The sequence below is a fragment of the Roseivivax sp. CAU 1761 genome, from assembly GCF_054482755.1.
Genome location: NZ_JBTLRM010000015.1, coordinates 22,327 through 42,570, shown reverse-complemented (window position 1 = coordinate 42,570; position 20,244 = coordinate 22,327). Strand labels below are relative to the sequence as shown.

Annotated in this window: 20 protein-coding genes and 1 tRNA gene; 12 read left to right on the top strand and 9 right to left on the bottom strand. The window is 70.7% G+C overall.

The window, feature by feature from the left end; translation table 11 throughout:
* The first annotated feature begins 198 nt into the window (after window positions 1-198).
* The 8 genes from ACXYMW_RS10990 (at window position 199) to ACXYMW_RS10955 (ending at window position 7,172) form a co-directional block, all read left to right on the top strand.
* The gene (locus ACXYMW_RS10990) at window positions 199-1,128 is read left to right on the top strand and encodes a cytochrome c oxidase subunit II (protein WP_459035366.1); all 930 of its coding nucleotides are present in this window, start codon (window positions 199-201) and stop codon (window positions 1,126-1,128) included.
* Window positions 1,125-3,203 carry a cbb3-type cytochrome c oxidase subunit I gene (locus ACXYMW_RS10985; protein WP_459035365.1) on the top strand — a complete coding sequence of 693 codons (2,079 nt, stop codon included), beginning with the start codon at window positions 1,125-1,127 and terminating at the stop codon, window positions 3,201-3,203. The genes ACXYMW_RS10990 and ACXYMW_RS10985 overlap by 4 nt, the downstream gene beginning before the upstream one ends.
* The gene (locus ACXYMW_RS10980) at window positions 3,200-3,826 is read left to right on the top strand and encodes a cytochrome c oxidase subunit 3 family protein (RefSeq protein ID WP_459035364.1); all 627 of its coding nucleotides are present in this window, start codon (window positions 3,200-3,202) and stop codon (window positions 3,824-3,826) included. Before ACXYMW_RS10985 ends, ACXYMW_RS10980 begins: the two co-directional genes overlap by 4 nt.
* Window positions 3,823-4,137 carry a cytochrome o ubiquinol oxidase subunit IV gene (gene cyoD, locus ACXYMW_RS10975; protein ID WP_459035363.1) on the top strand — a complete coding sequence of 105 codons (315 nt, stop codon included), beginning with the start codon at window positions 3,823-3,825 and terminating at the stop codon, window positions 4,135-4,137. Before ACXYMW_RS10980 ends, cyoD begins: the two co-directional genes overlap by 4 nt.
* Before the next feature lie 15 nt (window positions 4,138-4,152).
* Window positions 4,153-5,406 (top strand): AI-2E family transporter, encoded by a 1,254-nt coding sequence (locus ACXYMW_RS10970; RefSeq protein WP_459035362.1) that lies wholly within the window; start codon window positions 4,153-4,155, stop codon window positions 5,404-5,406.
* Between the two features lie 104 nt (window positions 5,407-5,510).
* Window positions 5,511-5,981 carry a DUF421 domain-containing protein gene (locus ACXYMW_RS10965; RefSeq protein WP_459035361.1) on the top strand — a complete coding sequence of 157 codons (471 nt, stop codon included), beginning with the start codon at window positions 5,511-5,513 and terminating at the stop codon, window positions 5,979-5,981.
* A 300-nt stretch (window positions 5,982-6,281) separates the two neighbouring features.
* Window positions 6,282-6,587, top strand: a complete 306-nt coding sequence (locus ACXYMW_RS10960; RefSeq protein ID WP_459035360.1) for a hypothetical protein — start codon at window positions 6,282-6,284, stop codon at window positions 6,585-6,587.
* A gap of 111 nt (window positions 6,588-6,698) precedes the next feature.
* Window positions 6,699-7,172, top strand: coding sequence for a hypothetical protein (locus tag ACXYMW_RS10955; protein ID WP_459035359.1), 474 nt, complete (start codon window positions 6,699-6,701; stop codon window positions 7,170-7,172).
* Window positions 7,173-7,250: 78 nt separating this feature from the next.
* Here the strand turns inward: ACXYMW_RS10955 and ACXYMW_RS10950 are convergent.
* From ACXYMW_RS10950 to ACXYMW_RS10935, 4 genes are all read right to left on the bottom strand, one after another.
* Window positions 7,251-7,326, bottom strand: a tRNA-Thr gene (locus ACXYMW_RS10950).
* Window positions 7,327-7,371: 45 nt separating this feature from the next.
* Complete coding sequence (locus ACXYMW_RS10945; RefSeq protein WP_459035358.1) at window positions 7,372-8,880, bottom strand: heme biosynthesis HemY N-terminal domain-containing protein; 1,509 nt, start codon at window positions 8,878-8,880, stop codon at window positions 7,372-7,374.
* Between the two features lie 9 nt (window positions 8,881-8,889).
* Window positions 8,890-10,662, bottom strand: coding sequence for a COG4223 family protein (locus ACXYMW_RS10940; protein WP_459035357.1), 1,773 nt, complete (start codon window positions 10,660-10,662; stop codon window positions 8,890-8,892).
* A gap of 60 nt (window positions 10,663-10,722) precedes the next feature.
* Entirely contained in the window at window positions 10,723-11,445 is a 723-nt protein-coding gene (locus ACXYMW_RS10935) for a uroporphyrinogen-III synthase (protein WP_459035356.1), read from the bottom strand.
* Window positions 11,446-11,575: 130 nt separating this feature from the next.
* Here ACXYMW_RS10935 and tsaD point away from each other — a divergent pair, with 130 nt between their 5' ends.
* From tsaD to ACXYMW_RS10915, 4 genes are read left to right on the top strand one after another with little or no spacing between them, the layout of a single operon-like run.
* On the top strand, window positions 11,576-12,652 hold the full coding sequence (gene tsaD / locus ACXYMW_RS10930; RefSeq protein ID WP_459035355.1) for a tRNA (adenosine(37)-N6)-threonylcarbamoyltransferase complex transferase subunit TsaD: 1,077 nt from the start codon (window positions 11,576-11,578) through the stop codon (window positions 12,650-12,652).
* Between the two features lie 32 nt (window positions 12,653-12,684).
* The gene (locus ACXYMW_RS10925) at window positions 12,685-12,954 is read left to right on the top strand and encodes a YciI family protein (protein ID WP_459035354.1); all 270 of its coding nucleotides are present in this window, start codon (window positions 12,685-12,687) and stop codon (window positions 12,952-12,954) included.
* A complete protein-coding gene (locus ACXYMW_RS10920) occupies window positions 12,954-13,373 on the top strand; it encodes an EVE domain-containing protein (RefSeq protein ID WP_459035353.1) in 420 nt (139 codons plus the stop codon). Before ACXYMW_RS10925 ends, ACXYMW_RS10920 begins: the two co-directional genes overlap by 1 nt.
* 60 nt (window positions 13,374-13,433) lie before the next feature.
* On the top strand, window positions 13,434-13,829 hold the full coding sequence (locus tag ACXYMW_RS10915; protein ID WP_459035352.1) for a DUF1761 domain-containing protein: 396 nt from the start codon (window positions 13,434-13,436) through the stop codon (window positions 13,827-13,829).
* A gap of 404 nt (window positions 13,830-14,233) precedes the next feature.
* Here the strand turns inward: ACXYMW_RS10915 and ACXYMW_RS10910 are convergent, their stop codons facing one another.
* From ACXYMW_RS10910 to ACXYMW_RS10890, 5 genes are all read right to left on the bottom strand, one after another.
* On the bottom strand, window positions 14,234-15,127 hold the full coding sequence (locus ACXYMW_RS10910) for a hypothetical protein (protein ID WP_459035351.1): 894 nt from the start codon (window positions 15,125-15,127) through the stop codon (window positions 14,234-14,236).
* Between the two features lie 193 nt (window positions 15,128-15,320).
* Entirely contained in the window at window positions 15,321-17,981 is a 2,661-nt protein-coding gene (gene metH / locus ACXYMW_RS10905) for a methionine synthase (protein WP_459035350.1), read from the bottom strand.
* Complete coding sequence (locus ACXYMW_RS10900; RefSeq protein WP_459035349.1) at window positions 17,978-19,033, bottom strand: homocysteine S-methyltransferase family protein; 1,056 nt, start codon at window positions 19,031-19,033, stop codon at window positions 17,978-17,980. The genes metH and ACXYMW_RS10900 overlap by 4 nt, the downstream gene beginning before the upstream one ends.
* 141 nt (window positions 19,034-19,174) lie before the next feature.
* Window positions 19,175-19,693 carry a flavin reductase family protein gene (locus ACXYMW_RS10895; RefSeq protein ID WP_459035348.1) on the bottom strand — a complete coding sequence of 173 codons (519 nt, stop codon included), beginning with the start codon at window positions 19,691-19,693 and terminating at the stop codon, window positions 19,175-19,177.
* A gap of 275 nt (window positions 19,694-19,968) precedes the next feature.
* Window positions 19,969-20,172 carry a hypothetical protein gene (locus tag ACXYMW_RS10890; protein WP_459035347.1) on the bottom strand — a complete coding sequence of 68 codons (204 nt, stop codon included), beginning with the start codon at window positions 20,170-20,172 and terminating at the stop codon, window positions 19,969-19,971.
* Window positions 20,173-20,244: the final 72 nt, after the last annotated feature.

The window sequence follows — 20,244 nt, the reverse complement described above, 5'->3', positions numbered from 1 at the left end:
GTCGTGGCGGGAGGCAGATGGCATGCCTGCCGCCGGAGCGCCGCCGAGCCAATCTTGGCCTCGGCGGGAACCTGCGGACGCGTCGCGCGCTATGTTCGGGGAGCACGGACCAAGGGCAAGGTGCGGGGGGTTATGAGGGTCGGACGGGCAATAGGCGCAGCGACAGGCACGATCATCGCCTCCCTCCCGTCGGCCGGATTGGGCGAGACCCCGCCCCAGGGCTTCCTGCGCGCCTTCGGGCCGGTGGCCGAACTGCAGCGCACCGAACTGATCTGGGCCGCGGTGATCATCGCGGTGGCGGTGCTGCCGGTGCTGCTGGGCGTGCCGCTGATTCTCTGGCGCTACCGTCAGCGCAACCGGGACCGGGCGAGCTACCGGCCGCACTGGCACTTCAACACGAAGCTCGAAGTGCTGATGTGGGCGGTGCCGGCGCTGATCGTGGCCACCCTGTCGGTCTGGCTGGCGCAGGCCACCTACCGCATCGATCCCTACCGCGAGATCGACGCCGAGATGGCCCGCGGCATGGAGTTCGAGATCACCGGGCCGCCGCTCAGGATCGACGTCGTCGGGCTCGACTGGAAATGGCTGTTTCTCTACCCCGAGGAGGGCGTCGCCAGCATCGGCGAGATGGTGGTGCCGGTGGGCCGCCCGGTGCGCATGCGGCTGACCACCGACACGGTGATGCAGAGCTTCATGGCTTCGGGCCTGGTGGGGCAGATCTACGCCATGCCCGGCATGGTCACGCGCCTCAACCTGCTGGCCGAGCGCGAGGGCGTGACCCTGGCCGAGAACACCCAGTATAACGGCCCGGGCTTTCCCGAGCAGCGCGCCCCGGTGCGCGCCGTCAGCCCCGAGGCCTTCGCGGTCTGGACCGACCTGGCGCGCCGCAACCCGCCGCTCGACGCCGAGACCTATGCCCGGCTCGCCGGGTCGGGCGGGCTGGCCGAGGCGCGCGCGGCGCTGGGCCAGCGCGGCGCGGCGCCGCTGACCTTCACGCTGCCCGACGACACGCTCTTTCCCCGGATCGTGGCGCGCTACACCAACGGAGATCCGGTGCCCCCGGCGGCGCAGCCCGGCAGCCCGTCCTACGATCCCGCCGCGGCGGCACTGCCGGAGGTGATGCGATGAACTGGCTGTTCGGCCGCCTGGAGTGGAGCGAGCTGAAGCTCTGGGAGGTCTTCACCCATCCCAGCATCGACAGCGCCGTGGCCTCGGGCGCGGCCTGGATGGCGGTGCTGGCGACGCTCGGCGTGGCGCTCTGGCTGACATTGGCGCGGCGCTGGACCTGGCTCTGGCGCGACTGGCTGACCAGCGTCGACCACAAGAAGATCGGCATCATGTACATGGTGCTGGGTCTGGTGATGATGGCCCGCGGCGTCTTCGAGGGCGTCGCCATGCGCAGCCACCAGGCCACCGCCTATATGGGCGGCGTGCTGTCGAACGAGCATTGGGCGCAGCTCTTCTCGACGCATGGCACGGTGATGATCTTCTTCGTCGCCATGCCGTTCATCACCGGCTTCATGAACTACCTGATCCCGCTGCAGATCGGCGCCCGCGACATGGCCTTCCCGATGCTGAACCAGATCAGCCTCGGGCTCACCGGCACCGGCGCCGCGCTGGTGATGATCAGCCTCGTCGTCGGCGCCTTCGAGACCGGCGGCTGGACTGCCTATCCGCCCTTCACCGGCGCCGCCTTCGATCCCGGACCGGGACCGGATTACTGGGTCTGGGCGATCGTCATCTCGGGCTTCGGGTCGATGTTCTCGGGGCTGAACTTCGCCGTGACGATCTACAAGATGCGGGCGCCGGGCATGACCTACATGCGCATGCCGGTCTTCGTCTGGACGGCGCTCTGCACCTCGATCCTGCTGGTCTTCGCGCTGCCGCCGCTGACCGTGGCCGGGCTCATGCACGCGCTCGACCGCTACCTGGGCTTCCACTTCTTCACCAACGACCAGGGCGGCAACATGATGAACTACGCCAACCTGTTCTGGATGTTCGGCCACCCGGAGGTCTACATCCTCATTCTGCCGGCCTTCGGCATCTTCTCCGAACTCACCGCCACCTTCGCCACCAAGCGGCTCTACGGCTACACCTCGCTCATCCTCGCCACGATGGTGATCGCGGTGGTCAGCTTCACCGTCTGGCTGCACCACTTCTTCACCATGGGCCAGTCGCCGACGATCAACGCGGCCTTCGGCATCGCCACGATGATCATCGCCATTCCCACAGGCGTGAAGGTCTATGTCTGGATGGCGACGCTGTGGCGTGGGCGAATCCGCTTCACCACGCCGATGATCTACATGATCGGCTTCTTCATGCTGTTCGTCATCGGCGGCTTTTCCGGCATCATCCTCGCCAACCCGGCGATCAACTACCAGGTCCACAACACCCAGTTCATCGTCGCGCATTTCCACAACGTGCTCTTGCCGGGGACGATCTTCGGGATGTTCGCGGGCATCCATATCTGGTTTCCCAAGGCCTTCGGCTTCCGCCTGCACGAGGGCTGGGGCCGGGCCACGGCGCTGCTCTGGATCGGCGGCTTCTGTTTCGCCTTCCTGCCGCTCTACGTGCTGGGGCTTTTGGGCTATCCGCGGCGCTCCGCGGCCTTCGGCGATCCGGCCTTCCAGCCCTACATGATCGTCACCCTGCTGGGCGCGCTGGTCCTCGCCGCGGCCTTCCTCGGGCTCTTCGCCACAATCTGGGTGTCGGTGAAGCGGCGGGCCGAGCTGGCGGTGCCGCTGGGCGATCCCTGGGACGGCCGCACGCTGGAATGGGCCTCCCCGGCGCCGCCGCCGCACTGGAATTTCGCGGTGATCCCCGAGGTCAGCCAGCGCGACGCCTTCGCCAAGGAGAAGGCCGAGGGCCGGCCCTATGTCGCGCCGCCGGAATACCGCGACATCCACATGCCGCCGAACACCGCCGCGGGCGTCGTGGTCTTCGTCACCATGACCGCGCTGGGCTTCGCGCTGACCTGGTGGATCTGGTGGCTCGCCGCGCTGTCGCTGCTGGTCTTCGCCGGCTGGTGGGTGCTGCATTCGTTCCGCGACCACCCCGAGGTGGTGATCCCCGCGGCCGAGGTCCGGCGCCACCATGCGGCCTGGATCGAGGCGGTCGGGCTGGCCCGGCCGATCCGCCGCTCCGAGGAGGCCACGCCCCAGAACCGCGGTTTTGCCGACACCGAGATATCGCCCGTGCCATGACCCGATCCGCATCCTCCCTCAATCCGCATCCCGGCCTCAACCTCGGCTATACCGAGCGCCCCGAGGAGGCCGAGGTCACCGTCTTCGGCTTCTGGGTCTTCCTGATGAGCGACCTGATCACCTTCGGCGTGGTCTTCGCGGTCTTCGGGACGATGGTGGGCGCCACTGCCGGCGGGCCGGGCCCCGCGGAGGTCACCAACCTGCACTCGATCGCCTGGCAGACGGCGCTGCTTTTGCTGTCCTCCTTCGCCTTCTCGCTGGCCAGCCTGTCGATGAAGTATCAGCGCGGCTGGATCTGGACGCTGGTCTACCTGTCGGTGGCCGCGACCTCGGCGCTGGTCTTCCTGATCCTCGAGGTGCTGGACTTCCGCCACCTGATCGAGATCGGCGCGGTGCCGCAGCGCTCGGGCTATCTCAGCGCGCTCTGGGCGCTGGTCGGGCTGCACGGGCTGCACGTTGCCGGGGGGCTCCTGTGGATGGGGGCGATGACCGGGCAGATCCTCGTCTTCGGGCTCACCGACCGGGTGAAGAGCCGGATCACCCGGATGGGGCTCTACTGGCATTTCCTCGACATCGTCTGGATCGGGATCTTTTCGCTCGTCTATCTTGCGGGGGTGGCATGAGACACGCATCCGACGAAGAGCGCCGCGAGCGCCGGTTCTTCGCCATCGGCCTCGTCCTGTCGGCGCTGCTGACCGCCGCGGCCTTTGCCGCCGCCACGCTGAGCGATCTGTCGCGCGCCAACCGGGTGACGGCGATCGCGGTCTTCGGGCTGGTGCAGATCGTGGTACAGTTGCGCTTCTTCCTGCATATCGACCTGAGCCGCCAGAAACGCGAGGACCTGCAACTCCTTCTGTTCACCGTGCTGCTGCTGGCCATCATGGCCGGGGGCACGTTGTGGATCCTCGGCAATCTCAACCATCGGATGATGTGACCGGAGCCCGCCGCGATGAACCAAGCGCCCCCCTCCCGCCTCCGGTCCGCCCGCCTCGGCCGGCCGTTGCTGATCGGCCTCGCGGCGATCCTGGGCATCGCGGTGCTGAAGCTCGGCGCGCCGGTGATCATGCCGGTGGTGGCGGCGCTGATGATCGTGCTGGTGCTGGCGCCGCTCGACACGCGGCTGACGGGCAGGTTCTCGGAGCGCTGGGAATGGGTCGGCCATATCGGCACGCTGGGGCTCTTGCTGGTGGTCATGCTCGCCTTCCTGGGCGGGCTGGCCTTCTGCGCGCAGCATCTGTCGCAGGAATACGAGGAGGTCTCGAGCGCCCTGACCGGCGTGATCGAGGAGACGGTGGCCGAGGAAACCGGCGCGGCGGCGCCGGCGGAGGGTGACGCCCGCGGCGGCGCCGACACCGCGGCGCGCGGCGGCGCGCAGCCCGGCGACGCCGACGGCGCGGCCTCGGGCGGAGAGGCGGCCGCAGCGCAGGGCGGTGAGGACAGCGGCACCGGGTCCGAGGCCGGGCAGGGCAGCGGCCAGCCGGCCAGCGAGGCCGGGCTGCTGCAGCGCCTGGGCGGCGGGCTCGCCGATGCCGCGACCGCGGCGGCCACCGCCGTGGCCAGCGGCATGGCGCAGATGATCGCGGGCTTCGTGGTGGTCTATTTCCTCGTCCTGCTGGCCTTCTCCGAGCGCCGGCTCTGGGTGGCCAAGTTCGACCGGCTGGTGCCGGCGTCCTGGCACGCGCCGGTGCGCTCCATCCTGTCCACCGCGTCGCGGCGCCTGCGGATCTACCTCGCCGTGCGGACCGGCGTCGGCCTGCTCAACGCGGCGCTCTACGTGGCCTGGCTGGCGCTTTTCGGGATCGACCTGCTGCCGGTCTGGGCGATCCTGACCTTCCTGCTGAACTTCATCCCCAATCTCGGCTCCATCATCTCGGCGGCGTTGCCCTTCCTCTACGCATTCGTGACCCTCGACCCCGGCATGGCGCTGCTGGCGGGCTTGGGTCTCTTCGTGATCGAACAGGTGGTCGGCAACTACCTCGACCCCAAGCTGCAGGGCCGGCAGATCGCGCTGTCGGCGCTGGTCATCCTGGTCTCGCTGGTGCTGTTCTACTGGCTCTGGGGGGTCGCGGGCGCGCTCCTGGCGGTGCCGGTGACGATGATCGTCAACGTCGCCTGCGCGCATTTCCCGGCCACCCGGGGCGTGGCGCTGGCGCTGTCCGACCAGAGCGACGATGCCGGGCTGCATACGGCGATGAAGGGATGAGGGGACCCGGGCGGCATGGCGGGCGCGGCCCGCGGGCGGCGGTACCGCCATGAGCCTTGCCGAGCTGTTCGGAACCACCACCAACGACCTCACGACCCCTGCAAGTGTCGCTCCGCGCGGCTCTGATCTTCGTCTTCGCCGTGGTGCTGCTGCGGCTGCTGCCGCGCAAGTCGCTCGCCAACACCTCGGTGATCGACGTGATGCTGACGGTTCTTCTGGGCTCCAGCCTGAGCCGCGCCCTGACCGGCAACGCGCCGCTCGGCCCCACTCTGGTGGCGAGCCTCGTGCTCGGACTGCTCTGGATTGCCTTTTCCTGGCTGGCGGTGCGCAACGAAACCCTGTCCTTCCTCCTCAAGGGCCGCCCGATCGAGGTGATCCGCGACGGAGAGGTGCTGGTGGACGCGCTGCGCCGGGCCCAGATGGGCCGGCGCGACCTCGAGCAGAGCCTGCGCCGGCAGGGTTACCGCCGCCCCGAGGAGGTGAAGCGGGCCTTCATCGAGCGCAACGGCGCGATTTCGGTGATCGAGGAGACCGAAGGCGCCGTGCCGCCCGACGCCGAATGCCCGAAGCGATGACGCGGGGCGCGGCGGAGTCCTGCCGGGGATCCGACCGGGGGGAGTCGCCCGCACCCGGACGCGCCGCAGCGCAAGAAACGGGCCGTTAAGGTCCGAAAGCCGGAACCGGCACCGCCCCCGCTTCGGAATCTCTTCAGGACAAACGCATTCTGTGCTAGGCAGGACTTCGTTTCAGAATCCATTTTCAGTGAGGTTTTCATGCTTTTCACGCGTCTTATTGCCATCGCGTGCCTCGGGGCGGCCCTTGCCGGCTGCGAAACCGCGGCGACCGCGCAGAGCAGCCGTTCCACCTCCCAGGCCATGACCGAGGCGCAGATGCGGGCGCTGCTCGATGACGGACAGGTGCTGCAGCTTGGCGGGCCAGGAGAGGGCTATACCGGGACGCTGAGCCTGAACCCGGACGGCACCGGCCGCGGCGAGGCCCGGACGGATGCCGGCCAGACGGTGGTGATGAACGGGACCTGGGAGATCGAGGACGGCCGGTTCTGCCGGATCTGGGCCAATGTCGATGACGGCGCGCGGGTCTGCGAGACCTGGGTGCCGACCGCCCCGACCAGCGTCGCGGTCTATCGCGACGGCCAGAAGATCGGGGTGAATTCCTGGTGAGGAATCCGGCGCGCGGCGACCCGCTGCGCGCCAGCAATCCGGTCACGATGACGATCCGGCGGGCGGCGATCCGCCGGTCGTCTCCGCGACATGCCTGGAAAGGGGTGCCGGATGGAATCCGAGCATGACCGCGCTGCAACTCCGCTGGGGATCTTCGATCACGCGCATTCCTACGCGTCCATCGCGACCGCGGCGTTGGCGGCGTGGGACAAGGCGGAGTGCCGGCATCCCGAGGTGCCGATCGGCGTTCTCTATGCCCACGCGATCGAGCTTTATCTCGCGTCGTTCCTGCTGTCGCTGGGGCTGGCGCAGGCGGCGCCCGGGCGGCCCGGCCCCGGGAGCCACGCGCAGGCGCTGCTGGATCGGGCGGTGCAGTCGGGATTGCTGGTGCCGGATCACGTCACCGAGGTGGTGCGGCTGATCCAGATCGCCGCGTCGAAGCCCTGCGCCGGCCCCGGCGGGGCCGGCACGGGCTACGACATTCCGCTGGAGGCGCTGCACGCGGCCTGCGAGATCCTGCATCAGGGCATCGCCCCGGGGCTGCCGCGGCGGCGCGGCGTCGCTCGCCTGCCGAGGCTCGCCTGAGGGGATGGCGCGCCTCCGATCCGCGCCGAACCGCGGCGCGGGTCGGGCCAGGTCGTGGCGGTCTGTCCGGGGAAATCGTGGTGCCGCTGAAGGGACTCGAACCCCCGACCCCATCATTACGAATGACGTGCTCTACCAGCTGAGCTACAGCGGCTCCGGTGGCGCGGCTCTTAGCACCGCGCCACCATGAGGGAAAGGGCTATTTCGCCCTTTCGGAGGCCGCAGCCTCGGTCTTGCGGGCAGGGTTCGAGATCATCTCGAGCGCCTTCGCATCGGCCTCCGCGGTGGCCTGGGGCAGCGGTTCGCGGGCGGTCTCGGCCTCGGCCTCCTCGTCGGCGCCGATCAGCAGGGGCAGCATCTCCGCGCCCACCGCCGGCGGCAGGTCGCCCTGCGGCGGCACCTTCCAGCTCAGCGTGTCGAAGGCCTCGCAATTGCCGCAGACCGGGGTCCATTCGGCGTGGATGTGGTTGCAGTTCTCGCAGACCCATTGCGGCCCGCGCGGCGCGGTCAGCGCCCGCGCCAGCCAGCCCCGCACCACCTTGTCCGAGGCACCCTCGCCGCGCTCGATCGCCGCCATGATCGACAGCGCCCGCGCGTCGGGACGGGTCTCAGCCTCGTTGCCGAGGGCCCGCCGCGCGCCGGGGAAATCCTCCGCCGCGAGATGCAGCTCGGCATCGAGCAGCCGGCTCTCGCGGTGGTCGGGGTTCATCGCGATGAGCTGGCGGAAGCGCTTGAGCCGCGCCTGCGGGCTTTCCTCGGGCTCGATCTCGGCGAAGGCGGCGGCGAGGTCGGGATGCGGCTGCACCTCCCAGGCCTTCTTGAGGATGCGCGCGGCGTTCTTCTTGCGGTCCTGCGCGACATGGCTGCGCGCCGCCATGGCAGCCGCCGGGATCAGGTCCGGGGAGGACTTGTTGGCGGCGATGGCGGCCTCCTGGGCCTCCACCGTCTTGCCCTCGTCGAGCACGTCGCGGGCCTCCGACAGCGCCAGGACGGCGTCGCGGCGGCGGTAGACGTCGCGCGGCAGGGCGCCGTGCTTGAGCTTGGCGTTGAGCGTGGTGCGCGCGCCCCTCCAGTCGCGGTGCTCGGCCTGCAGGCGCAGCAGCACGTCCTGAACCTCCTCGTGGCGCGGCTTCAGCGCGAAGGCGCGCTGGGCGAGTTGCAGCGCGGTGTCGGTGTCGCCGTCGGCGAGACGCTGGTGCATGATGCCGCGGATGCCCACGAAGCGCGTGCGGTCATGCTTGAGCAGGCGCTTGTAGGTGTCCTCGGCCTTGCGGCGGTCGCCGGTCTGCTCGGCGCCCTGGGCGACGATCAGGTCGGTGAGGTCGGGGCGGTTGAGGTAGCGTTCGGCCTTCTCGGCCTTGGCCACGGCGCGCCGGCCCTCGCCGGCGGCCAGCGCGGTCAGGCCCTCGCCGAGATACTCGTAGCCCTTGCGCTGCCGGCGCCGGTCGAAATGCCGGGTCACCGCAGTGTCGTCGCCGTTGATGAAGCGTGCCACCGCCCAGAGCAGGGCCAGGAGCTTCAGGACGACCCAGATCAGCACCACCAGCAGCACCGCGGCGATCACCGATTGCAGCGGGCCGAAGGTGAACTCGGTGCCGGCGATCGTCACCTGCACGCCGCCGGTGCTTTCCATCAGGGTCGCGGCCGCCCAGGTCAGCGCGGCGACAACCGCCACGAAAAGCACAATCTTGATGAGAGACCAAAGCATGTCCGACCCTTATTCCTGGTTCAGTTGCTGGGACAGGCCACGGGCGGCGGCCACGGCGTCGGTGCGGGCGCGGGCCCGGTCGATCCAGCCCGCCATGGCGGACCGGGCCTCTTCGGGCAGTGCCGCGAGCTCCTCGAGCGCGGCCGCGACATCGCCGCCGCGCAGCGCCGCCTCGGCGCGGCTCAGCACCGCGTCGACGTCGTCCCCCTCGCGCGGGGTGACCGAGCGCACGTTGAGCTGGCCCTGCAGGAAGCCGGTGAGCCGGTTGCCGCCCTCCTCGGGCTGCGACCGCGCCGCGGCCAGCGCGTCGCGCGCCGCCGGCGGGTAGCTCTCCACCAGTTCGGCCTGGGTGGCGACGCCGGACTCGGCGGGGGCGCTCAGCGCCTCGGGCACGTCGAGGTCGCTCTCGGCGATCGGCGCCAGTTCCTCGGCATAGGGTTCGCCATTGTCCACCGCGGTCACCAGCTCGGCCATGGCGGCGCGCAGCTGCGCGGCCTGCGCCTGCAGCGTGGCGTCCTGCTCCGCGGCCTGGGCCTCGGCGACCATCTGCTCCACCTCGGCGCGCTCGGCCTCGAGCGCGGCGCGCTGTTCGGCGATCATCTCGTCCAGCGAGGCGCGCTGGTCGGCCAGCGCCTGTTCCAGCGCCGCACCCTGATCCTGCAGCGAGGTCTCGACGGCGGCGCGCTGTTCCTCCACGGCGGCCTGCAGCGCCGCGATCTCGCGCTCGTAGGCGGCGATCGCCTCGGGCGAGACGCTTTCCTCGACCGGGCGCTTCTCCAGCGCGGTCAGCCGCTCGCCGAGATCGGTGGAACTCATCGCGGCGTCGCTGAGATCGCCGCCCATGGATTCGATCTCGGCCGCCATCTCGTCGAGGCGGGCCTGCACTTCGGCCAGTTCGCCGCCGAGAATCGTCGTGCGCTCGGCCAGGTCGGCCACCGAGGTCTCGACGCTCGACAGGTCGATCTCGCCCAGCCCGGTCTCGACGCCGCCGATCCGGCCGGTCAGCGCGTCGAGCCCGCTCTGGGTCTGTTCGAGCGCCGCGCGGGTCTCCTCCTCGAAGGCGGCGTCGCCGGCATCGTTGGCGAAGGGCCAGCCGGTCGGGCCGGTATATTGCGCCAGAAGAAAGCCGCCGATGGCGGCCACGACGCCGCCCAGGAAGGCCGATCCGAAGCCGCCGCGGCGCTCCACCACCGGGCGGCTGCCGGCCGAGGCCAAAGCGGCGCCGCCGGCGGCGGTTGCGGGGCCGGTGTCGGTGCCGGCGGCGGCAGGGCCGGACAGGGTGTCGGGGTCGCTGGCCGCGGCCAGCGTGTCGCGCGAGGCCGGGTCGTCCTGCAGGCTGTCGCCGCTGCCATGCGCGGCGTCGTGGCCGGCCAAGGTGGTGTCGGCCTCCTCGCGGACCGGGGCGCCGGCGGCGAAGAGCGAGGGATCCTCGGCGGCGATGTCGGCGTCGGTGGGCCGGGCGGTGGCGTCGTCGCCGGGCTCGGGCGAGGTCTCCGCGTCGGGCGCGCTGGCGGTCCCGCCGGGCTCCGGCGCGGCGTCGGGATCGCTGCCGGCGGCGGGCCGGTCGGGTCCGGTCAGGGGGTCGCGGGCATCGCCGGGCAGGTCGCTGTCGGGGTCGCGGACGTCGCGGTCCGCCACCGGCGTGCCGGAGGCGGGCCCGGTTTCCGCGGTTTCGTCCTCGTCGCGCGGCCCGGCGGCGTCGTCCGCCGCAGACGGGCCCGCGGGCGCGTTGCGGGCGGCGTCGTCCTCCGCGGGCTTTTTCGACTTGTCGTCCTCTGCCACGTCCCGTCCCCTTTGCTTCCTATCCTCCGGTCTTCCTTGCGGAAGACGATTTCGCCGACCTTACTCGGCACCCTTGCGGCCCTCAAGCGCCGCCGCCTCGACCAATAGTCGCGCCGTCAGCGCCGCCATCGCCGCCGCGTCGGGCCGCGCCGCCGTGGCGCAGCGCGGCACCGCGGATCCGAGCGCCGCCGCCACGGCGGGCGACATCGCCGCCACCAGAACCTCGGCGCCGAAGGGGGCATATAGCGCGAATGCCCGGGCTGTCCGGGGCGAAAACAGCGGTGCCACCACCGGCCGCGGCCCGGCCAGCGCGGCGCGCGCCCGCGGCCCGAGCGGGCGCATCGCCTGATCGTAGATCACCGCCTCGCGGGCCGCGATCCCGGCCGCGGCGAGCCGCGCCGCCAGCGCCCCGGCGGCGTGGCGGCCGCGCAGGTGCAGGAGCGGCGCCGTGGGCGCCTCGGCGCGGATCAGCGCCAGCAGGGCGGCCGCGTCGCCGGCGGCGCTGCGCGGCGCGAAGCCCGCCGCGCGCGCCGCCGCGGCGGTGGCGTCGCCCACCGCGTAGGCGGGCCCCGATCCCCGTCCGCCGAGCGCCCGGAACGCCGCGACGGCGCCGGGCGAGGTGAAGATTGGCCACTGCCCGGCGAGATCGGGCAGCGGCCCCTCGGGCGCCAGCGCGAGGAGCGGCGCGTCGATGACCTCGGCGCTGCCCGGGGCGAGCGCGAGACGGTCGAGGAAGTCGCGGCCCCCGGGCTCCGGGCGGGTGATGAGCAGGACCGGGCTCATGGCGCCGCGGCGCCGGCCCCGGCGGGGCGCGGTGCGGACGGGGGCGGCGGGCGGCGGCCGGAGGGCGGGATTGTGGCGCATCGTTCCCGGTGCTACCTGCTGCACCTGTCTCACGCAACGGATCCCGCCCATGCCGCCGGTCATCCTCGGTCTCGAAAGCTCCTGCGACGACACCGCCGCGGCGATCACCCGGGGGCGCGAGATCCTGGCCTCGGTGGTGATGGGGCAGGGCGAGCTGCACGCGGCCTTCGGCGGCGTGGTGCCCGAGATCGCCGCCCGCGCCCATGCCGAGAAGCTCGACCTCGCGGTGACCGCGGCGCTGGAGCGCGCCGGCCGCACCCTGGCGGGCATGGACGCGGTGGCGGTGACCGCCGGGCCCGGCCTGATCGGCGGGGTGCTGTCGGGGGTGATGCTGGCCAAGGGCATCGCCGCCGCCACCGGCACGCCGCTGGTCGGGGTCAACCACCTGGCCGGGCACGCGCTGACGCCGCGCCTGACCGACGGGCTCGCCTATCCCTACCTGATGCTGCTGGTCTCGGGCGGGCATTGCCAGTTCCTGATCGTGCGCGGGCCGCAGGACTTCACCCGGCTCGGCGGCACCATCGACGATGCCCCGGGCGAGGCCTTCGACAAGACCGCACGGCTTCTCGGCCTGCCGCAGCCCGGCGGGCCCGAGGTCGAACGCGCGGCGGCGGCGGGCGATCCCGGCCGCTTCGCCTTTCCGCGCCCGCTGCTCGACCGGCCGGGCTGCGACCTGTCCTTTTCCGGCCTGAAGACCGCGCTGCTGCGCGCCCGCGACGGGCTGGTCGCGGCGCAGGGCGGGCTGCGCGAATCCGACCGCGCCGATCTTTGCGCCGGGTTCCAGGCGGCGGTGCGCGACGTGCTGGCGGAGAAGACCCGCCGGGCCTTCGCCCTCTACCGCGCCGAGGCGCCGGCGCGCCCGGCCTTCGCGATCGCCGGCGGGGTTGCCGCGAACGGGCCGATCCGGGCCGCGCTCGAGGACCTCTGCGCGGCGCAGGACCTGGCCTTCGTGGCGCCGCCGCTGGCGCTCTGCACCGACAACGCGGCGATGATCGCCTATGCCGGGGGCGAGCTCCTGGCGGCCGGCGCGCGCGCCGACATGCGCCTCGCCGCGCGTCCGCGCTGGCCGCTCGACGACGCCGCGGCGCCGCTGCTGGGCAGCGGCCGCAAGGGGGCCAAGGCCTGACACCGCCGAACATCACACAAGGGAGAGACGACATGCTGGTGGCACTGATTGCCCGGGACAAGCCCGGCGCCCTCGAGATCCGCAAGGCCAACCGCGACGCCCACCTGGCCTATATCCGCGACACCGGCCAGGTGGCGCAGGCCGGCCCGCTGATCGAGAACGGCGAGATGACCGGGTCGCTGATCGTGCTGGACGTCCCAGACATGGCGGCGGCCGAGGACTGGGCGGCGGGCGATCCCTACCGCGCCGCCGACCTGTTCCGGAGCGTCGAGCTCATCGAGTGGAAGAAGGTGGTCGGCTGATGCGGCACTGGCTGTTCAAGTCGGAGCCCGGAACCTGGTCCTGGCAGGACCAGGTGGCGCGCGGCGCGGCCGGCGAGGAATGGGACGGCGTGCGCAACTACCAGGCGCGCAACTTCATGCGCGAGATGGCGGTGGGCGATCTCGGCTTCTTCTACCATTCCCAGAAGGAGCGCGCCGTGGTCGGGCTGGTCGAGGTGATCGCCGCCGCGCATCCCGACAGCACCACCGAGGATCCGCGCTGGGAATGCGTCGACATCCGCGCCCGCGAGGCGCTGCCGCAGCCGGTTACGCTCGACGCGATCAAGGCCGAGCCGCGGCTGGCGGAGATGGCGCTGGTGAAGAATTCCCGCCTCTCGGTGCAGCCGGTCACCGCCGAGGAATGGCGCCTCGTCTGCGCGCTGGGCGGTCTCGACGTCTAGGCTCTGGCGCCGGCGGCCGGCCTGCGGCAGGCTGGTGGCGGACGGGCAGGAGAGACGACGATGGACCTCGTGGCGATCCTCGCGGCGGCGCTGGCCGCCTGGCTGTTCGGGGCCGGGTGGTACATGGCGCTGTCGGCGCGCTGGATCCGCGCCTCGGGCGTGGCGGTCGGGGCCGATGGCCGGCCCGCCAATGCCAGCCGGGCGGCGCCCTACCTCGTCTCCTTCCTGGCCATGCTGGTGGCGGCGGCGATGATGCGCCACGTGCTGACCGCCGCCGGCATCGCCGGCGCCGGGGCCGGGCTCACCGCCGGGGCGGGTCTCGGCGCCTTCATCGCGCTGCCCTGGCTGGCGACGAACTACGCCTTTGCCGGGCGCCCAGCGGCGCTGACACTGATCGATGGCGGCTACGCGGTGGCGGGCAGCGCGCTGATGGGGCTGGTGCTGACGCTGATCTGAAGGCTCCCGCCCGCCGCAGTCCCGGCCGGTGCCGGCCTCCGGGGCGGCGCCGGGGCCGGAAGTTGTAGCGGTGCGCGGAGCCGGCATCGCGGCTCCGCGCGCTCCCCCCGGACGCTCCCACACGCCGTTCGGAACCCGATCCCGGGCCGGGCGGCAAACGCAATGCGAGGGAAGAAACGCGGCCGGGGCCGGTCCAATCCCCGCCTGCATCATTCGAGTGCAGGGGCATCGGTCCGCCGCCATCCTGGCCGGGGTGAGACTTGTATACCGCGAAGCCCGGGGGCGCGCGAGTCCGAAGTCCCGCAAAGCCCGCCGGATTTGTTAACCATGCCCCCGCGGAGCCTGCGGACATAAGAAAATGCGCGCCCCGGGGGGCGCGCATCGGTTCCGGCCGGATGTCCGGATTACTGGCTCGAGGATTCCTCTTCCTCGCCCTCGATGATGATCTGGCCGTCGCCTTCACCTTCGGTCTCGGCCTCGGTTTCCGACTCCATCTCGGTTTCGGTCTCGGCCTCGGTCGAGGTGCCGGCGTCGGTTTCCATCTCGGTCTCCGACTCCATCTCAGTCTCGGTCTCGGTGGTCTCGGCGTCGGTCATGCCGCCGCTGGCCGCTTCGCCGCCGGCTTCGGCATCGGTTTCGGCGGCATCGCTCTCGGTGCTGCCTTCCATGTCGGTCTCGCCTTCGGACTCGACTTCGGCATCGCCCTCGATGACCACGTCGGCTTCCTCGGTGGAGGTTTCAGCCTCGGCGTCGGTCTCGGTCTCGACCTCGGTCTCCGACTCCATCTCGGTGTCGGCCATCAGTTCCGACATCAGCATGTCCTCGGGCAGCGATTCCACGCCGGATTCATCGAATTCCGGCTGCTGTTTGAGGGTTTCCTTGTCGGTGTCGAGGCGGAAGCCGAACGGATCCTGGATCAGGTCGAAATCCGCGACCGGCAGCGCCACGGTGTATTCGCCGAGGCCGAGGAAGCCACCGATGCCGATCACGGCCTGCGGCTCGCCGCCGTCGCCGGCGATGACGTAGTCGATCTCGCCGATGCGGTTGTCCTCGGGATCGTAGACCGCGGTGCCGAGCACGTCGCCGACGGTCATCTCCTCGATCGAGGTGAACTCGGTCTCGGCCATCGCGCCGGCGTCGGCCTCGGCCTCGGCGGCGGTGTCGGTCATGGTGTCGGTCTGCTCCTCGAGCACCGGCTGGTCGGTCTCGGGAGCTTCCGTTTCCTGGGCGTTTGCGGTGGAGGCGCCGGCGAACAGGGCCGCGGCCGCTGCGCTCATCATCAGAGTTCTGAGGGTCATGTCGCTTCTCCTTCGTCACGATGACGTTGTGACGATGGAATGTATGAGACGGGCGGAATGTTTCCTGCCGCATCGCAAAAAAAGCATCTCAAATGCACGAAGGCGGGTTCTCGCTCACATTCCGCCGGCTGAATGGCAATTTTGCGCCGGAAAATCGGGCCGGATCTGCCGGATCCGGCCCGCAAAACCCATCTCAGGCGGTTCGCCGACGCGCCGCCGGATCGGGGCGGTAGCCGAGATTGGGCGCCAGCCAGCGCTCGACCTCCTCGAGCTCCATGTCCTTGCGCGCGGCGTAATCGGCGATCTGGTCGGCGCCGAGCCGGCCGATGCCGAAATAGCGCGCCCCGGGATGGGCGAAGTAGAGCCCGGAAACCGCCGCCGAGGGCCACATGGCAAAGCTCTCGGTGAGTTCGAGCCCGGTATGCCGCGTGGCGTCCAGGAGGTCGAACAGGGTGCCCTTCTCGGTGTGGTCGGGGCAGGCCGGGTAGCCGGCGGCGGGACGGATGCCGCGATACTGCTCGCGGATCAGCGCGTCGTTGTCGAGCGCCTCGTCGGGGGCGTAGGCCCAGAGCGACTTGCGCACTCTGGCATGCAGCGCCTCGGCGAAGGCCTCGGCCAGCCGGTCGCCGAGCGCCTGCACCATGATGGCGTTGTAATCGTCGCCGGCGGCCTTGTAGGCCTCGGCCCGGTCGTGCACCGCCTGCCCGGCGGTGACGGCGAAGCCGCCGACCCAGTCCGGCGTGCCACGGGGCGCCACGAAATCGGCCAGACACATATGCGGCTTGTCGCCGGATTTCTGGCCCTGCTGGCGCAGCTGCGCCAGGCGCGCGCGCAGGGTCTCGCGGCTCTCGTCCTCCCAGACCAGGATGTCGTCGCCGTCGCTGTTGGCGGGCCACAGACCGACCACCCCGCGCGGCGCGAACCAGTTCTCCGCGGCGATCTGGTCGAGCATGGCGCGGGCATTGTCGAAGAGCTCGCGCGCCGCCGGACCCTTGGCCGGGTCGTCGAGGATCTGCGGGTAGACGCCCCGCATCTCCCAGGTCTGGAAGAACGGCGTCCAGTCGATGAAGGCGACGAGATCCGCCACGCTCATGTCGTCGATCACGGTGAGCCCGGTGGTCTGCGGCGCCGGCGGCGTGTAGCCGTCCCAGCCGCCGTCGAAGCGGTTGGCCCGCGCCGCCGGCAGCGGCACGGTGGCGCGCTCGCCGGTGCCGAGCCCGCCGGCGCGCAGCGCCTCCTGCTCGGCCGCGACCTCGGCGAGAAGGTCGGGCTTGGCGGTCTTCGACAGCAGCCGCGAGACCACGCCCACCGCCTTGGAGGCGTCTTCCACGTGGACCACGCCATGCTCGTATTCCGGCGCCACCTTGAGCGCGGTGTGCTTCTTCGAGGTGGTGGCCCCGCCGATCAGCAGCGGGATGTCGAGCCCCTGCCGGGTCATCTCGGCGGCGACCTCGACCATGCGGTCGAGCGACGGGGTGATCAGGCCGGAGAGCCCGATCACGTCGGCCTTCTCCTCGCGCGCTTTGGCGAGGATGTCCTCGGTGGGCACCATCACGCCCATGTCGACGACGTCGTAATTGTTGCACTGCAACACGACGCCGACGATGTTCTTGCCGATGTCATGGACGTCGCCCTTGACCGTGGCCATCAGCACCTTGCCCTTGGCCGAGGTGTCGCCGGAGCGGGCCTTCTCCTCTTCCATGTAGGGCAGGAGATGACCCACCGCCTGCTTCATCACCCGGGCCGACTTCACCACCTGGGGCAGGAACATCTTGCCCTCGCCGAAGAGGTCGCCGACGACGTTCATGCCGTCCATCAGCGGGCCCTCGATGACGTCGAGCGGCTTGTCGGCCTTCTGGCGGCATTCCTCGGTATCGGCGATGACGAAGTCGGTGATGCCGTGGACCAGCGCGTGTTCCAGCCGCTTCTCGACCGGCGCCTCGCGCCATTTCGGGTCTTCCTTCTTCTGCGCCTCGCCGGAGCCGCGGTACTTGTCGGCGATCTCCAGAAGCCGCTCGGTGGCGTCGGGGCGGCGGTTCAGCAGCACGTCCTCGACGCGTTCGCGCAGCTCCTCGGGGATGTCGTCGTAGACGGTGATCTGGCCGGCATTGACGATGCCCATGTCCATGCCGAGCGGGATGGCGTGGTAGAGGAAGCAGGAATGCATCGCCTCGCGGACCGGGTTATTGCCGCGGAACGAGAAAGACACGTTGGACAGCCCGCCCGAGATGTGGACGTCGGGCATGTCGGCCTTGATCAGCTTGATCGCCTCGAAAAAGGCGCGGGCGTAGTCGTTGTGCTCCTCGATGCCGGTGGCGACGGCAAAGATGTTGGGATCGAAGATGATGTCCCACGGCGCAAAGCCGGCCTTGTCGACCAGCAGGTCGTAGGAGCGCCGGCAGATCTTGTGCTTGTGCTCCGCGGTCTCGGCCTGGCCGCCCTCGTCGAAGGCCATGACCACCACCGCGGCGCCGTAGCGGCGGATGGTGCGGGCCTGTTCGAGGAACGCCGCCTCGCCCTCCTTGAGCGAGATCGAGTTGACCACGGCGCGGCCCTGCACGCATTTCAACCCGGCCTCGATGACCTCGAACTTGGAGCTGTCGATCATCACCGGCACGCGGGAGATGTCGGGCTCCGACGCGATCAGGTTGAGAAAGCGGGTCATCGCCTTCTCGCTGTCGAGCAGGCCCTCGTCCATGTTGACGTCGATGATCTGGGCGCCGTTCTCGACCTGCTGGCGCGCGATGTCGAGCGCCGCGGCGTAGTCGTCCTCCATGATCAGCTTCTTGAACTTGGCCGACCCGGTGACGTTGGTGCGCTCGCCGATATTGATGAAACTCGCGATGCCGCTCATGCCGCGCTCCCCGCTTCGAACATTTCGAGACCCGAGAGACGCATCCGCCGCACCGTGCCCGGCACCTTGCGCGGCGCCTTGCCGGCCACGGCCTTGGCGATGGCGGCGATGTGCTCGGGGGTGGTGCCGCAGCAGCCGCCGACGATGTTGACGAGGCCGGCATCGGCCCATTCGCCCAGATGCGCCGCGGTCTCCTCCGGCGTCTCGTCGTAGCCGCCCATCTCGTTCGGCAGGCCGGCATTGGGATAGGCGCTGATGCGGGTGTCGGCGACCTCCGAGAGGGTGCGGACATGGCGCCGCATCTCGGCCGCGCCGAGGGCGCAGTTCAGGCCGACGGCGAAGGGCCGGGCATGCGACATCGAGACCCAGAACGCCTCGGGCGTCTGGCCGGTCAGGGTGCGGCCCGAGCGGTCGGTGATGGTGCCCGAGATCATCACCGGCGGCACCGCCAGCCCCTCGTCGCGCAGGCTTTCGATGGCGTAGATCGCCGCCTTGGCGTTCAGCGTGTCGAAGATGGTCTCCACCAGCAGCAGATCGGCGCCGGCCTCGATCAGGGCGCGGGCGGCGTCGCCATAGGCTATGGCGAGGTCGTCGAAGGTGATGGCGCGGTAGCCCGGATCGTTGACGTCGGGGCTGATCGAGGCGGTCTGGTTGGTCGGCCCGATGCCGCCGGCGACGAAGCGCGGCCGGTCCGGGGTGGCGACCGCGTCGCAGGCCTCGCGCGCCAGCCGGACGCTTTCGCGGTTCATCTCGGCCACCAGCTCCTGCATGCCGTAATCGGCCTGCGCCACGGCGTTGGCGCCGAAGGTGTTGGTGCACAGGATGTCGGCGCCGGCCTCGAGGAAGGCGGCGTGGATGTCGCGGATCATCTCCGGCTGGGTCAGGCTGAGAAGCTCGTTGTTGCCGCCGACGTCGCGGGGATGGCCGGCGAAGCGGTCGCCGCGATAGGTCGCCTCGTCGGGCTTGTGGGTCTGGATCATCGTGCCCATGGCGCCGTCAAGAACGAGGATGCGTTCCTGGGCGAGGGCGGTCAGCTGGTCGGCTCGGCTCACGGTCGGGTCCTCATCGCATGGCGGGTCGGGGCGCTGTATAGCGCGTCGCGGGCTCCGGCGCACGCCGCCCGTGCGTGAAAAGCGCGCATGAAGATTATCGACCGGGCGCGGTCGACCACGGCATGCCGGCGGCGGAGCGGGTCAGCAGAAGGCCCGGAAGCCGCCGTACTGGCCCTTCAGGAAGAGCAGCGGCTCGCCCTCGCGCAGGCGGACGCGCAGCACCCGGCCGACGATGATCACGTGATCGCCGCCAGAATGCACCGCCTCCTGCCGGCAATCGAAGCGCGCCAGCGCGTTTTCGAGGATCGGCACGCCGTGCTCGTTCTCGGCCAGGTCGCCGGGGCCGAAGACGTAGCCGTCGCGCGCCACCTCGGCACAGAGTTCGGCCTGATCGGCGGCGAGGACGTGGATCGCGTAGTCGCGGGCCTCGGCGAAGTGGTGGAAGCGGCGCGAGGCCCGGGCCGGCGACCAGAGCACCAGCGGCGGGTCGAGCGACAGCGAGGCGAAGCTGTTGGCGACGATGGCGATCGGCCCCTCGGCGGTCGGCGTGGTGATGACCGTGACCCCGGTGGCGAACCGGCCGAGCGCGTCGCGGAAGGCGCGCTGGGTCTGCGGGCCGGGTTCGAAACTGTCGGTCTCGGGCGTCATTCTGCCGTCCATGTCAGGCCAATCCGTCGGGAACATGCGGGGGCGGTCGGTCCGGGTCCGGTTCTGACCCGATTCGGCGGTCCCGTCGAGATGTGGGGCGCCGCGGCCCGGCGACCAGTGTGCGGGCGCCGCGCCGCGTCGCCTTCGGGCCGCAAAAAAGGGCCCCGAAGGGCCCGGGCGGATGGTGATGATCGCAGAGTGCGGGGATCGGGGACGATGACGGCGGGACGGGTGCCGGGTGGGTCACGCGACCGCGGCCTCCCCTTATCGGGGCCGCGTGAACCGGATCAGATGTCGTGCCGCGCCGTATCGACGAAACGGCACTGGTAGCGAGCGATGGAATAACCGGGATTCTGCGTCGCCCATTTCGCCAGTTCCGGCTGCGCGCCCATCAGGCAGGCCATCGGCGAGATGTCGGTGTAGAGCATGGATTGTTCGCGACACTCGTTCGGGGCGGTGCTCAGGCAGGCGACAAACAGCAGTTCGATCATCGTGAAACTCCGTCAACTAGGATCATCGTCGTAGTCGAAACCTGCCATGCGCGCGGTAAAGTTCCGGCAAAG